9 protein-coding genes are annotated in these 14,032 nt (G+C 71.3%); 4 read left to right on the plus strand and 5 right to left on the minus strand.

Features of this window, described 5'->3' with window-relative positions; translation table 11 throughout:
- Window positions 1–84: 84 nt before the first annotated feature.
- Window positions 85–2,808: an AAA family ATPase gene (locus Acor_RS25800; protein WP_155339327.1), complete on the minus strand. Its 2,724-nt coding sequence runs from the start codon at window positions 2,806–2,808 to the stop codon at window positions 85–87.
- A 101-nt stretch (window positions 2,809–2,909) separates the two neighbouring features.
- On the opposite strand from Acor_RS25800, the gene Acor_RS25805 reads away from it, so the two are divergent.
- Complete coding sequence (locus Acor_RS25805) at window positions 2,910–5,684, plus strand: helix-turn-helix transcriptional regulator (RefSeq protein WP_155339328.1); 2,775 nt, start codon at window positions 2,910–2,912, stop codon at window positions 5,682–5,684.
- 56 nt (window positions 5,685–5,740) lie between these two features.
- On the opposite strand, the gene Acor_RS25810 is transcribed toward Acor_RS25805, so the two are convergent.
- The 4 genes from Acor_RS25810 to Acor_RS25825 are packed head-to-tail and all read right to left on the minus strand — an operon-like array spanning window position 5,741 to window position 10,114.
- A complete protein-coding gene (locus Acor_RS25810) occupies window positions 5,741–6,568 on the minus strand; it encodes a fumarylacetoacetate hydrolase family protein (protein ID WP_155339329.1) in 828 nt (275 codons plus the stop codon).
- 3 nt (window positions 6,569–6,571) lie between these two features.
- Entirely contained in the window at window positions 6,572–7,108 is a 537-nt protein-coding gene (locus Acor_RS25815; RefSeq protein WP_155339330.1) for a nuclear transport factor 2 family protein, read from the minus strand.
- A 16-nt stretch (window positions 7,109–7,124) separates the two neighbouring features.
- On the minus strand, window positions 7,125–8,573 hold the full coding sequence (locus Acor_RS25820; protein ID WP_155339331.1) for an aldehyde dehydrogenase family protein: 1,449 nt from the start codon (window positions 8,571–8,573) through the stop codon (window positions 7,125–7,127).
- Window positions 8,570–10,114, minus strand: a complete 1,545-nt coding sequence (locus Acor_RS25825) for an MFS transporter (protein WP_170317079.1) — start codon at window positions 10,112–10,114, stop codon at window positions 8,570–8,572. The genes Acor_RS25820 and Acor_RS25825 overlap by 4 nt, the downstream gene beginning before the upstream one ends.
- A 175-nt stretch (window positions 10,115–10,289) precedes the next feature.
- Between Acor_RS25825 and Acor_RS25830 the strand changes: the two genes are divergently transcribed.
- From Acor_RS25830 to Acor_RS25840, 3 genes are all read left to right on the plus strand, one after another.
- Window positions 10,290–11,705 (plus strand): MFS transporter, encoded by a 1,416-nt coding sequence (locus Acor_RS25830; RefSeq protein ID WP_155339333.1) that lies wholly within the window; start codon window positions 10,290–10,292, stop codon window positions 11,703–11,705.
- 122 nt (window positions 11,706–11,827) lie between these two features.
- Window positions 11,828–13,090 (plus strand): acyl-CoA dehydrogenase family protein, encoded by a 1,263-nt coding sequence (locus Acor_RS25835; protein WP_170317080.1) that lies wholly within the window; start codon window positions 11,828–11,830, stop codon window positions 13,088–13,090.
- Window positions 13,087–13,992 (plus strand): alpha/beta hydrolase, encoded by a 906-nt coding sequence (locus Acor_RS25840; RefSeq protein WP_155339335.1) that lies wholly within the window; start codon window positions 13,087–13,089, stop codon window positions 13,990–13,992. Before Acor_RS25835 ends, Acor_RS25840 begins: the two co-directional genes overlap by 4 nt.
- Window positions 13,993–14,032: the final 40 nt, after the last annotated feature.

Below are 14,032 nucleotides of genomic sequence, written 5' to 3' on the forward strand. Positions count from 1 at the left end.
GGTTCCTTCGCTCGATGGGGGACTCGGTTCGATGGGACCGCGTGGCGCGGCTCGGTCGCATCAGGGAAACCCCCCAGTCGCGGGTCAGGCGTCCTCTGCCAGTAGCTCGTGCAGCTGCCGGCGGGAGGTCAGCTGGAGCTTCCTGAAGATCTTGGTGAGGTGGTATTCGACCGTCGAGGCGGTGACGCAGAGCCTGGTGGCGATCTCCGCGTTCGTCGCGCCACCCGCGGCCAGCGCCGCGATCTGAGCTTCCTGGGGGGTGAGAGCCTTGGTGGACGGCGTGAGCCGCGGGCTGACGTGCTCGCCGGTGGCGGCCAGTTCGATGCGGGCGCGGTTGGCGAAGAGCGCGGCGCCCATCGCGGTGAACATCTCGTAGGCGGTGCGCAGCTGGGCGCGGGCCTCGGCGCGGCGCCGGCGTCGGCGCAGCCATTCGCCGTAGAGCAGGTGCGTCCTGGCGAGTTCGGTGACCATCTGGGTGCGTCCCAGCAGGTCGAGCGCCTCCCGGTAGGACGGTTCCGCGTCGTCGGCCGACAGCAGCGCCCTGGATCGGGCCAGCAGTCCCATCGCCCAGGGTGTCCCGCTGGCCGGGGCCCGTACGGCCAGCCGGTCGATCGCATCCTGCGCGGCGTCGGGCTCGCCCGCCCGTACGGCCGCCTCGATCATGTCGCCCAGGGCGCGGTTGCCGTGGCCGAGCGGATCGTCGTCGAACAGCGGGCGGGCCCAGTCGAAAGCCTGGCGATAGTTGCCCAGGCTCAGTTCCAGCACCGTCATGGACAGGGCGGCCAGGTTCGCCAGGGCCGCGACGCCGTGCTGTTTGCCGAGCACTTCGGTGATCGTGGCCGCCGTCTCGCGTGCTTCGGCCTCCCTGCCCTGCCAGACGAGCAGCTCGATCTGCCAGACCAGCCCCCTGGGCGGCTCTCCGGTCATCGCGTCAAGGTCGGCGATCTCCGCGTGGTGCGCTTCCGCCGCGTGCGGACGCCCGGCCCACAGTTCGTTGTCGGCCAGGCTGGTGAGCGTGACCTTGAGCGCTCCCAGCGCGCCGTTCTCCCGGTCGAAGGCCGCCAGCCGCGCCAGAAGAGACAGCCGGGCCTGCTCGTCCCACAGGTCCTCGGCCGCGAAGCCGCCCAGGACGGCCGATGGCATGCTCTCCTCGGCGAACCCCAGCGCCGCCCTCATCTCCGGTACGGCGGGCAGATATCCCACGGCGACCCGCGTCGCGGTGGCCCGTACCAGCAGGTCTGCCTCCGAAGCGGGCTCCTGCGCCGGTGCGGCGAGCACGGCGCGGGCCACCGCCTCCAGCGTGGTGCCGACCGTGTGCTGGCGGGCGACCACCGCGGCCTCCAGCGCTTCGCGCAGCATCAGCCGGGCCAGTTCCCCGGCCACGCCGGCGGCGGCGTCGAGCAGGAGCGCCGGCGCCTGCGAAGGCCGTCCGAGATGAGCCGCGATGGCGGCCCGCAGCCGCTGTGCCCGAGCCCGCAGCAGCGGCGAGCCAGGCGCAGCCGTGGCCCGGCCGAGCAGCCGCTGCGCCGCCTCGCGGTCGCCGGCGATCAGGAGCGCCTGACCTGCGGCGAGCAGCCTGCCGTCCCTGGTCGCGGGCTCTGGGCTCAGCTCGGCGGCGCGGGCCAGGAAGGTAGCCTGCGCGGTGTATCCGCCGCGTGCCCTGGCCCGCCCGGCGGAGGCTTCAAGGTCACCGGCCACGCTTTCGTCGACGCCCGCGGTCGCCGCCGCCAGGTGCCACGCGCGGGTGTCGGGATCCTGGTCGGGGTCGCTGGCCGAGGCGAGTGCCCGGTGGGCCCGGCGGCGGTCGGCCGGGTGCGCGGTGCCGTACACGGCTGACCGGGTCAGCGGGTGGTGGAAGGCGACGCTGCCGCCCAGCAGGTCGCTGAGCTGGAGAATGCCCTCCTCGACGGCCGGGTCGGCGTCCACCGGTGACAGGCCGAGCAGTGCGGCGGCCCGCCACAGCAGCGCCTGGTCCTGGGGCGGGCTGATCGAGGCGATCAGCAGGAGTGCCTGGGTGTCCAGGGGCAGAGAACGGATTCGCTGGAGGAGGTGGGTCTGCAGCTGCGCTCCCAAGGGGAGGGGTGATGGCAGGGGCGAGTGGCCGGCCAGTTCTTCCGGTGACAGCCCGGCGGCCAGCGTGATCAGGGCGAGCGGGTTGCCCTTCGTCGCGGCGGCGAGTTGCCTGGCCACGTTGGCGTTGAGCGGGCCGCTGACGACGGCGGCCAGCAGCCGGTAGGACTCCGCGGCGGCCAGGCCGGGCACTGTCCGCACCGGGACGCCCTCGAAGACCGCGTCGGGCTCGCGCAGGGCGAGGATCATTCCGACGCCCTCGGTTCGCAGCCGCCGGGCCACGAAAGCCAGCGCTTCCGCAGACTCGCGATCCAGCCACTGCGCGTCGTCGATCAGGCACAGGAGCGGCCGATCAGCAGCGGCCAGCAGGCCGAGCGTCGCCAGTCCGACCAGGAAACGATCCGGGGGACGGCCCGAGATCAGGCCGAACGCCGTGCGCAGCGCGTCACGCTGGGGTTCCGGGAGCTGGTCGAGCCGGCCGAGGAAGGGTTCGAGCACCCGGTGCAGCGCCGCGAACCCGAGCAGCTGTTCGGATTCCATGCCAGAGACCCTGACAACCCGCAGGTCCGCCGCCAGGTCGGCGGCGAGGTCCAGGAGCCGGGTCTTGCCGACGCCGACCTCTCCCACCAGGACGAGGCGGTCGCTCAGGCCATCGCGTAGCCTGCTGGAGAATCGCTCCAGCGCCCGGCGCTCCTCGTCCCTGCCCAGCAACGGCGGGACCTCGTTGTTGACGGACATGCGTGGCCCCTTTGGCCGGGGGTGTTGTCGAGCTCCTGACGTGATACCACCATGCTTCTGGTCGAATGTGGGAGCCGTCGAATAAGAGGACCATTTCTGCCATGTCGTACGACACGTCCCTCATCGGCCGGGAAACCGAGGTTAGCCGCCTCACCGACCTGATCGACCGGATGCGCGGCTCGGGCGGAGCCCTGGTGGTGCGGGGTGCGGCGGGCATCGGGAAGTCCGCCTTGCTCGGGGCCGCGGTCGCCGCCGCGAACGCTCGGGGATTCCAGGTCTTCACCGCGTCGGGCGTGCAGTCCGAGGCTCCCCTGCCGTACGCGGGACTGCACCAGCTGCTGCACCCGCTCACCATTCACGACGGCACGCTGCCGCCACCCCAGCGGGACTCGCTGCGCGCCGCCTTCGGCATGACGGACGCGACCGTGCCCGACCTCTACCTGGTCGCGCTGGCGACGCTGAACCTGCTCGCCGAGGTCACGGCGCGGACGCCCGCGCTCCTCGTGGTGGACGACGCGCACTGGCTCGACCAGGCCAGCGCCCAGGTGCTCACCTTCCTGGCCCGGCGGCTGGGGTCGGAGGCGGCGGTGCTGCTCGCCGGGGTCCGGGACGGCTTCCCCTCCACGCTGAGCGACGCTGGCCTGCCGGAACTGGCGCTGGAAGGTCTGCCGGACGCGGACGCCGAGCGGCTGCTGGACGCCGTCGCCCCCGATCTGGCGCCGAACGTCCGGGGGCGGGTGCTGCGCGAGGCGACCGGCAATCCGCTGGCCCTGATGGAGCTGCCGCGCTCCTGGCGGGAGCTCCAGGGTGACGCCATGCTCCGCACGTCGTGGCTGCCGCTGACCACGCGGCTGGAGAAGGCGTTCAGCTCCCAGGCCGCGAGGCTGCCCGCCGCCACCCGTACGCTGCTGCTCGTCGCCGCGGTCAACGACGGCAGCGCGCTCGCCGAGACGCTGCCGGCGGCGGCCCGCCTGAGCCCCGGCCTCGGCGACCAGGACCTCGCCCCGGCCGTCGCCGCGCGGCTGATCACGGTGACCAAGGCGATCGTGTTCCGCCACCCGCTCATGCGTTCGGCCGTCTACCAGGCGGCGAGCCTGGCGCAGCGGCACGCCGCCCACGCCGCGGTCGCCGACACCCTGGCCGAGCTGTCCGGGGAGAGCCCGGGGGATCTCGCCGATCGGGTGATCTGGCATCGGGCCGCGTCGAGTCCCCGCCCCGACGAGGGCGTCGCCGCCGCGCTCGACACGATGGCCGCCCGAGCCAGGCACCGGGGCGCGGCGGCCATGGCGGTGACCGCGCTGGAGCAGGCCGCCAGGCTCAGCCACGATCCGTACCTCCGCGCGGAGCGGCTGCTGCGCGGGGCCGACGTCGCCGTCGAGCTGGGCAACAACGACGTGGTGGGCCGCCTGCTGCGCCAGACCGAGCCGTTGGAGCTGTCCCCGGAGCAGCACACCCGGGTGCTCTGGATCAGGGGCGCCTTCGACGATGGGACGGGCGACCGGGCGGTCGAGCCGTCTGCGCTGGCCGAACTCGCCGAATCGGTGGCCGCCGGTGGGGACCAGGAACGGGCGCTGCGGATCCTGTGGAGCGCGGCGCTGCGCTGCTTCTGGGTCGAGCCGGGGCAGGAAACCCGGCAGCGGGTCGTCGCGGTGGCCGAGAACCTGCCGGTTGACCGGTTCAACCCGCAACTGCTGGCGATCCTGGCCTACACGGCGCCGATCGAGCGTGGCGCCGTGGTCATCGACGGGCTGCGCCAGGTGACCGCGCAGCCGGTCGTCGACCCGCAGACCGCCAGGCTGCTGGGCACCGCGGCGGTCCTGGTGGGAGAGCTGGACCTGGCCGAACGCCTCTCCGCGGCGGCCCTGAGCGGTCTGCGCTCCCAGGGCAGGCTGCAGCTGCTGGCGCGGGCGCTGAGCGCGCGGGCCTGGAGCGCGGTCCTGCTGGTCAACCTGGACGTGGCCATTCCCGCTGTGCACGAGGCGACCATGCTGGCCAGGGAGACCGGCCAGCCCCTCATGTACGGCACGGCCCTGGCCACGGACGCGATGCTGGCCGCCCTGCGCGGCGAACTCGATCGCGCCCGCGCCCTGGCGACCGAGGCCGAGAAACTGAGCCTGACCGCGGGGGTGCGTCCGGTCCTGGCGACCGTACAGGCGGCGCGTGGGCTGGCGGCGCTGGCGGAAGGGCACTTCGCGGAGGCGTACGACCAGTTCGCGCGGATGCACGACCCCGCGGACCTGAGCTACCACCACGCGCTGCGCTGCTACACCCTGGGCGTGCTCGCGGACGCCGCCGCGCACAGCGGCGCGGACAACGTGGCGCGGGCGCGCGGCATCATGGCGGAGATGGAGGCGGTGGCGCGCAGAACGCCGTCCTCCGCGCTGCACTCGGGCCTCCTCCTGGCCAGGGCGTTCCTGGCCGGGGAGGAGGAGGCGCCGGCGCTGTTCGAGGAGGCGCTCGCCTCCGACAGCGTGCGCTGGCCGTTCGTCCGCGCCCACGCCCAGTTCGCCTACGGCGAGTGGTTGCGACGCCGGCGGCACGTCGCCAGAGCGCGGCCACTCCTGCGGGCCGCCAGAGAAGCCTTCGACGCGCTCGGGGTGACCCCCTGGAACGAGCGGGCCCGTCAGGAACTCCGCGCGTCGGGTGAACGGAGCCGGCGGCGGCCCCGCGAGGTGCGCGACAAGCTCACCCCGCAGGAGTTCCAGATCATCCAGCTGGCGGCCGAAGGCATGACCAACCGGGAGATCGGCCAGCGGCTCTACCTCTCACACCGGACCATCGGCGCCCACCTGTACCGGATTTTCCCCAAGCTGGGGATAACATCCCGGTCCGAGCTGAGGCACGCGCTGATTTCCTCAGGCCCGGCCGATCGGTGACGTAGTCACATGACTGACGCGAGGGCGACGGCCGCCTTCATCGTCACCGCCGTCCGTTAGTCGCGGCCCACGATCGGGGTACGGACGCTGCCAACCTTCTCCACCTCGACGACCACCTCGTCGCCGGGCTGGAGGAAGATCGGCGGGGTGCGTCCGGCCCCGACACCGCCAGGGGTGCCCGTGGCGACCACGTCGCCGGGGAGCAGCGTCACGGTGTCGGTGATGTAGGAGATGATCGCGGGGATGTCGTGGATCAGGTCGCGAGTGTTGCCGTCCTGCATCAGCTCGCCGTTCACGAAGGTCCGGACCTGGAGTCCGAGTGCCGGGTCGCCGACCTCGTCTCTGGTGACGAGGGGGCTGATCGGGCCGGATCTGTCGGCGTTCTTGCCGAGCGTGAACTGCGGGGTGGCCAGCTGCTTGGCGCGGGCGCTGAGATCGTTGAACGCGGCGTAGCCCAGCACCTGGTCCAGCGCGGTTTCGCGGCTCGCCCGCCACACCACCGAGCCGATCACGACGGCCAGTTCGACCTCCCAGTCCAGGCCCTTCTCGTGCGGGGGCACGGGCGCCGACTCGCCTTCGACGATCAGCGACTGCTGCCAGCGGCCGAAGATCATCGGGTAGGCGGGCTCGTTGAGTCCGGCCAGGTCCTTGGCCTCTCCCGCGTGGCTGCGGTAGTTGATGCCGACGCAGAAGATGCGTGCGGTGACCGGCACGGGCGGCGCGAGCACCGCCTCCGCCAAGCTGATCCGATCAGTGCCCGGCCCTTCCAGGCCGGCGGCCGTGTCGGCGTAGAACGCGTCCGCCGTGCCGAGGTCGACGACGACGTCACCCTCGATGCGGCCGATGTGGCGGACGCCGTCGAGGACAAGTCCGGTGAGTCTCATCGGTTATTTCTCCCACTGTCCGAAGTGCGGGCCATCCGGGTAGTCCACGACGGCGGCGTCCGGCCCGATCCAGTCGTGGTCGGACGCGCCGCCCCACGGGCGTGACATCTCGTAGGCGATCTCGCGGGTGATCTGGCCGTCGCGCATCTCGAAGATGTGGATCAGGCGCATGCTGACGCGGTCGCCGACCTTGAAGCCCAGGTTCGGCATCTGGTCGCCGACGACCGACAGGTCGGCGATCTGGTCGTCGAACACGTAGTCGCGGGTCGCGTAGCGGCGGAGCGACGTCGTGCGGTTGTAGTGCAGGGTTTCGAAGATGCCCAGGTAGCCCTGCTTGACCTCGTTGGTGTCGGTGTAGACCAGGCCGCGGTTGGGGGCCTCCCAGACGATGTCGTCCGCGTACAGGGCGATGGCTTTGTCGACTGAGTCGGGGGTCTCGTTGTGAAAGTGGGCTTCGACTACTCGGAGGTTGAGAGCCGCTACCTCGTCGTCGGTCATGTTCGAGGTGTCGACGGGGCCGACGGGGGTGTCATCCGACATGGGTTTCTCTTTCTCTTCATGCGCGGAAAGCGACTGTGGTGGTCTTTCTGTGGGTGAAGGCGTCTAGAGCGCCCTCGATGGAGAACTCCTGGCCGATTCCGCTGGCCTTGATCCCGCCGTAGCTGAGGCCGGGGAGCTGGCCCAGGCCGCGGTTGACCTGGACCCAGCCGGCGTCGATCCTGGCCGCCGTACGGAGGGCGGCGTCGATGTCGTGGCTCCAGACGTAGCCGGCCAGCCCGTACGGGGAGTCGTTGGCCAGGGCGACGACCTCGTCCTCGGTGTGCCAGGGGATGGCGACCTGGACGGGGCCGAAGATCTCCTCGCGGGCGGCGGCCCAGCCGGGGTCGACGCCGGTGAGCACTGTCGGGGTGTAGAAGAAGCCCTGGTCGGAGCCGGGCCAGCGGCTGCCGCCGGTCAGCGCTTCCGCGCCGAGTTCGATCGCGCCGCGGACGTAACGGTCGACGCGGGCGAACTGGCGCGCGTTGATGATCGATCCGATGTCGGTCTTCTCGTCGAGTGGGTCGCCGACGACCAGCAGGGCGGCTTTCGCGGTGACGCGGGCGAGGAAGGAGTCGTAGATCGATTCATGGACGAACAGCCGCGAACCCGCCGTACAGGACTGGCCCTGGCGGGGGAAGCGCATGCTCGCGATGACGCCGTCGGCGGTCGCGTCGGTGTCGGCGTCGGGGAAGACGATCGAGGGGCTCTTGCCGCCGAGTTCCAGCGAGACCGGCACGACGCGGTCGGCGGCTGAGGCCATCACCATCCTGCCGATCGCGGTGGAGCCGGTGAACGACAGCTTGGCGATCCGGGGTTCGGCCAGAAGTGCCGCGCCCGCCTCGTCGCCCAGGCCGGTGACGACGTTGAGTACGCCCGGCGGAAGATGCCGGTTGAAGATGCGGGCGACGGCGAGGACCGCCAGCGGGGCTTCTTCCGATACCTTGATGACCACGGTGTTGCCGGTCGCGAGCGCCGCGGCCACCTTGACCACGGAGAGCTGGACCGGGGCGTTCCACGGGGTCATCGCCCCCACGACCCCGAACGGCTCGCGCGTGGTGAAGTTGAGGAGGCCCGCCCCGAGCGGGACGGTCTCCCCCTTCAACTCCGTCGCGGTGCCGCCGAAGTAGTGCAGGAGGTCGATCGCGCTCTGGACCTCCGGGCGGGACTGCAACCGGATGGCGTTGCCGGTCTCCCGCGCGAGTTCGACCGCGATCTCCTCCTTGACCGCGCGGAGACCGTCGCCGATCTGGGTCAGCAGCCGGCCCCGCGCCGCCGGGGAGGTGCGCCGCCAGCCGTCGAAGGCGGCCAGCGCGGCCCCGGTCGCCGCCGCGATGTCGGCGCGACCGCCGCGAGGGACCTCCGCGAGGAGCTCCCCCGTCGCCGGCGCGTACACGGGGAGCCAGTCGCCGTCGACGGCCTCGGTGTCGAGGCCGTCGATCAGCATCAGGGTGCGCCCACTCGTCATGGCCGCGCGGAGACAACCGGTCGAGCGGTCACGACGCGCCGCCCCTGTGGGATCGCCAGGGCGAGCAGACCGCCCACGGCCGACACCACGGCGCCGATCAGCAGCGCGGTCACGAAACCGCTCTCCTGGTAGAGGTTGACGCCCGGGGCGATCTCCATGGCGACCGCGCCCGCCAGCACCACGTAGGAGATCTGCTGCATCATCCCGCCGAGGATGCCGTCACCCGTGCCGACGATTCCGGTGGCGACGGCCCGCTGGTCCTCGGGCACGGCGAGCAGGATCAGGTTGGGCCGGGCCGCGAGCACCAGCAGGCCGGCGCCGCCGAGCGCGTAGCCGAGCATGTAGTGCCAGACCTCGGTGTGCAGCAGCGCCAGCACGACCACGTGCGAGGCCACCAGCGCGGCGCCGATGAAGACGTGGTTGCGGAACCCGATCGACTTCGCGGTCAGGCCGACGAACACGCCGCCGACGATGACCAGCAGGCCGGCGGGCGAGAAGACCAGGGCGATCTCGGTTGAAGTGAGCCCCTGGCCGTACGCCGGGGCGGCCTCGCTCGGGGTGGCGAGCATCTGGGGCACCACGTAGCTGCCCATGGCCGTCGCCGAGGTGACGAGCCCGCAGGCGAGCATCGGCGCCCAGATCGGACGGCTGGTCAGCAACTTGATGTTGATCAGCGGCTCGCGGGTGACCCGCTGCTGCTGGACCCACACTCCGAGCACCACCAGGCCGCCGAGGAACAGGCCCAGGGTGCGCGGGTCGCCGTACCCCCAGTCCCGCGCCTGGGTGAGGCCCAGCTGGACGGCCAGGACACCGCACGCCAGGATGACCGCGCCGAGGTAGTCGATGGAGCCCCGGGTACGCAGCGGCGATTCCGGCACGATCAGGGCGACCAGCACCAGGCCCACCAGCGAGATGCCCGCCATCAGGACGAACACGGCGCTGGTGCTGAACAGGTCCACCAGCAGCGAGGCGAGCAGCGGTCCGGCGATGACGACCACGCCGATGCCGTTGGTCGCGATCGAGATTCCCAGCGAGCGCCATCTCGGCGGGAAGGTGTCGCGCATCAGGGCGAAAGTCAGGGGTGCGAAGGCGATCGCGGCGCCCATGAGCGCCCGGCCGATCAGGAGCACGATGAAACTCGTCGCGAAGATGCCGATGACGGCGCCGACCGTGGCGATCGCGGCGGTGATGAGCAGGGCCCGCTTCTTGCCATAGATGTCGCCGACCTTCGCCAGCAGCGGGGTGGCCACCGCGCCGGCGAGGGCGAAGACAGTGAGGATCCACACGATCTGCGCGGTCTCGTACTCGGCCGCGAACTGGGGGAGAATGGGAGCGAACACCGTGATGGCCAGCGCCGACTGCTCGCTGAGCAGCACCAGGGACAGCACCACGGCGATCCAGAAGCCGCCCCGTCGTGCCCGCAGGCTGTCGATCTTGGCCTGTTGGGCTGGATCGATCGTGACCTGGTCGACCCGAGTCGACGGGTCGATGACCTCTTCCAAGCCCTCGTCGTTGAGCCGGGGGGATCTCTCGGATTCCATCGTCGCTCCTTTCGCGAGTTCGAAATGTTGATTTGTGTTCCGTTCGGCCCCCCGTCCCGCGACCATCCATCAATCCGCGGTTACGCGGGTGTTTCCGGTTCGAGAACTGTCGATCTCGATGGTGCCGACCGCTGAAGAGGCCGGATGGGACGTCGGCCGGTGACAATTCGTGGCGATGAACACCACCGTTGCCGCTCGCTCGCCCCGGGCGTTGCTGATCACACTCGGGCTGGGCACGTTCACCGTGTCGATCGCCGCGACCACGGTCGTCCCGGTGCTGCCGGTGCTGCAGCAGCACTTCGGCGTCACCGCCGGCGACACCGCCTGGCTGGTCACGGCCTATTTCCTGGTCGCCTCCACCGCCACCCCCGTTCTCGGCCGGTTGGGTGACATGAAGGGCAAGCGCCCGGTGCTGATCGGCGCGCTCGTCCTGTTCCTGGTCGGTTCGCTGGTCTGCGCGGTCGCGCCGAACCTCGCTCTGCAGATCTTCGGCCGGGCGCTGCAGGGGTTCGGCGGGGCTGTGTTTCCCCTGGCGTACGGCATCGTCCGTGACGAGTTGCCGGTGGCGCGAATACCGAACGCGATCGGGTTCCTGGCGGCCACGCCGGCCGTGGGGGGTGCCCTGGGCCTGCCGCTCGGCGGGTTCATCGCGGAGCACGCGCCGGTCGCGATCATCTTCGTGGCGCAGAGCACGCTGGCGATCACCGCCCTGACCGCCGCCTGGATCACCCTTCCCGGCTCCCGGTTCCGGGCCAGCGGGCGCGTCGACATCGTCGGCGCGATCGTGTTCACGGTCGGGTTCGGCTTACCGCTGCTGGCGGTCTCGCGTGCCGTCTCCTGGGGCTGGGGGTCGCCGACCACGCTGGGCTGCTTCCTGGTGGGAGCGGCGCTGCTGGCCGGGTGGGCCTGGCTGGAGCTGCGCACCACCGACCCGCTGGTCAACATCCGGACCTTCATCCGCCGACCGGTGCTGCTCACCAACCTGACCACGGCAGTGGCGGGGTTCGGGCTCTTCGGGTCCTTCATCCTGCTGCCCCAGCTCGCCCAGGTTCCGGAGAGCTCCGGCTACGGGCTCGGCCTGGCGGCGTCAGCCGCCGGTCTGCTGCTCGTCCCGAACGCCCTGGTGAACGCGGCGACGTCCGGCATGTCGGGGCGCGTGATCGGCCGCTGGGGCGCCCGTACCCCGCTGCTGGTCGGCTGTTCGATCGCGGTGGCCGCCTTCGTCCTGCTCAGCGTGGCGCACGGCGGGGCGTGGCTGCTGGTGCTGTGGAGTTGCGTGCTGGCGGTCGGGGTCGGCCTGAGCTACCCGGCCATGCCGACCCTCATCCTCGGCGCGGTCGAGCAGCACGAGAGCAGCGAGGCGAGCGGGGTCAACACCATCATGCGGAACGCCGGCGCCGCGGCGGGCAGCGCGCTGGCCGGCAGCATCATCGCGGCGCACACGCTGCCGAGCGGCCTGCCGACCGAGCGTGGCTTCTCGATCGCGTTCCTGGTGGCCGCTCTGGCCAGCGCGCTCGCCGTCGCGATCGGTGTCTGGATCCCCCGCGAACGCCCGGTTCCAGAACCCGGGACACCGGTCCGCGCCGGGTGACTGGCGGGGTCGATAGCCCGCGCCGGATCGACGGGCAATCCCTTTCAACCATGGTTAGCGTCCGGGCGAGGGGTTCGGGCGCTGTGCGCGCACCCTCCAGAGCGATGAAGAGGTCATCTGTCATGTCAGACGTCATCAGTGATTCCGAAGCGACCCTCACTGCCGACGAACTTGTCGAGCGTGCGGTGGCGCTGCGGCCGCTGCTGCGGGAGCAGCAGGAGGATGCCGAGAAGCGCGGCAGCTACTCGCCGCAGATGCACGACATGTTCGCCGAGGCGGGCTTCTACTCCATACTCGTGCCGCGCCGCTACGGCGGGCTGGAACTCGACCTGACCACCTACTACCGGGTCATGGTCGAGGTGTCCAGAGGCGACCCGGGCACCGGCTGGTGCCTGACGCTGGGTTCCAGTCACGCGCTCGTGGCCGGGAGTTTCTTCGCCGAGGAGGCGCAGGCGGAGCTCTTCTCGGACGGGACGTTCTGCGCGCCGCACACGGGTGTCGGTCCCGGGATCGTCCTGCGCGAAGTCGAGGGGGGCTATCAGGCCAGTGGCCGGTTGGAGTACGGCTCGGGCATCCCGTACTCCAACTGGGTGCTGGGCATGGCCATGATCGACCGGGGACCGGGCACCCCGCCCGAGATGGTCAACATCGCGGTCCCGAAGGACCGGGTGACCGTGCTGGACAACTGGGGCGGCGACCGGACGCTCGGCATGCGGGCGAGCGGCTCCAACAGCTTCGTCGTCGAGGACGTGTTCGTGCCCGCGCGGCACGTCGTCGCCGGCACCTGGCACGAGGGCTGGGACCCGCAGGTCGCCACCCCCGGGGCGATCCTGCACGACAACCCGATGTACCTGGGCCGAGCCCATGCGACCTATCACACCTCCATCGCGTCGGTGCAGGTCGGCGCGGCCAAGGCCGCCCTGGACGAGTTCGACGAGCAGATGTTGGCGCGCAGGACGGTCGTCCCGTCGGCGGCGTTCCGGTTCGAGGATCCACACTCGCAGCGCATCCACGGTCAGGCCGCCGCGATGGTCGACTCGGCCGAGTCCATCCTGCTCACGGTGACCGACCGGTACCGGGAGCACGCCGAGCGCTGGGCGCGTACGGGCGAGCCCTTCGACATGCCCAAAGTGATCGCGCTCTACGGGATGGCGCAGCAGGCGGGCGCCCTCGCCGCCGAGGCGGTCGAACTCATGTACCGCGGCGCCGGGACTTCGGCCTCGGTGCCGGCGAGCCGGCTGGCGCGCTACTTCCGCGACACCGCGATGTACCGAGGTCACCAGTCGTCGCAGCGGGAGACGTACTGGGCCCGGATGAGCCTGGTCCGGCTCGGCCTGGCCGACGGGCTTTTCAGCGGACCCAAGAAGAAGGAGGACGCCCGATGAACCCCATGTCGGTCTGGGTTTCCCAGGTGATGGGCCATCCGGTGGAGGTGCCCTTCCCGGCCTCGATCGACGACCTGCTCTTCGACCGGGGCCAGAACCGCTTCCTGCATCTCAACGTCGATCTACCGGCCTCGGTGGACGTCCACGAGGGCGTGGTGATCGGCGAGCGCAGTCTGACGGCCGAGATCTATGTGCCGCACGGCGCCCAGGATCTGCCCGTGCTCCTGTTCGCCCACGGCGGCGCCTGGTTCAAGGGCAGCGCCGAGGACGAGCGGAAGCTGGGCATGCAGATCGCCGAGAAGGGCCTGGTGGTCGTCAACCTCGACTACGCACTCGCCCCGGAGTTCCCGTTCCCGGCCGGCTTGGACGACGTCGTCGAGGCCGTGCACTGGATCGCCGGGAACATCACCGGGTTCGGCGGTTCCCCCGGCCGGATCGCGCTGGCCGGCGCGTCCGCCGGGGGCAATCTCGCCGCGGCGGCGGCGGGCGTGCTCTGCGCCGATCCGGCGGCCCATCCCCGGGTGAGCGCCCTCGTGCTGCTCTACGGGATCTACGACCTGGGCCCCATCGCGCACTTCCCCGGACCGAACCCCGTTTTCGAGTCGTATCTTGGGGAGAACTGGCGGGACCGGGTGTCTGACCCCCGGGTGAGCCCGATCCAGGCCGATCTCCAGCGCTTTCCGCCGACCTACGTCTCGTGCGGTTCCGAGGACCAGGCGCTCGGGCTCTCCCTCGCGATGGTCGGGGCGCTCGCCGGCGCGGGGGTCGAGGTGACCGTCTCGGTGGTCGCCGGCGCCAACCACGTGTTCCTCAACATCCCCGACGTGATCCCGGGCGCGGCCCCGGAGCTGGACAGGATCACCGCCTGGCTCGTGGCGCGGCTGTCGGCCGAGGACGACTGACCAGCCGTCGTTGTCGCTAGTTGTCGCGGCAACCCCGCCA

The sequence above is a fragment of the Acrocarpospora corrugata genome (assembly GCF_009687845.1).
GTDB classification, from domain to species: domain Bacteria; phylum Actinomycetota; class Actinomycetes; order Streptosporangiales; family Streptosporangiaceae; genus Acrocarpospora; species Acrocarpospora corrugata.

What these genes read in the sequence shown, in the direction of transcription:
- Acor_RS25800 (WP_155339327.1), bottom strand. Translation starts at nt 2,808, where the DNA reads ATGTCCGTCAACAACGAGGTCCCGCCGTTGCTGGGCAGGGACGAGGAG.
- Acor_RS25805 (WP_155339328.1), top strand. Translation starts at nt 2,910, where the DNA reads ATGTCGTACGACACGTCCCTCATCGGCCGGGAAACCGAGGTTAGCCGC.
- Acor_RS25810 (WP_155339329.1), bottom strand. Translation starts at nt 6,568, where the DNA reads ATGAGACTCACCGGACTTGTCCTCGACGGCGTCCGCCACATCGGCCGC.
- Acor_RS25815 (WP_155339330.1), bottom strand. Translation starts at nt 7,108, where the DNA reads ATGTCGGATGACACCCCCGTCGGCCCCGTCGACACCTCGAACATGACC.
- Acor_RS25820 (WP_155339331.1), bottom strand. Translation starts at nt 8,573, where the DNA reads ATGACGAGTGGGCGCACCCTGATGCTGATCGACGGCCTCGACACCGAG.
- Acor_RS25825 (WP_170317079.1), bottom strand. Translation starts at nt 10,114, where the DNA reads ATGGAATCCGAGAGATCCCCCCGGCTCAACGACGAGGGCTTGGAAGAG.
- Acor_RS25830 (WP_155339333.1), top strand. Translation starts at nt 10,290, where the DNA reads ATGAACACCACCGTTGCCGCTCGCTCGCCCCGGGCGTTGCTGATCACA.
- Acor_RS25835 (WP_170317080.1), top strand. Translation starts at nt 11,828, where the DNA reads ATGTCAGACGTCATCAGTGATTCCGAAGCGACCCTCACTGCCGACGAA.
- Acor_RS25840 (WP_155339335.1), top strand. Translation starts at nt 13,087, where the DNA reads ATGAACCCCATGTCGGTCTGGGTTTCCCAGGTGATGGGCCATCCGGTG.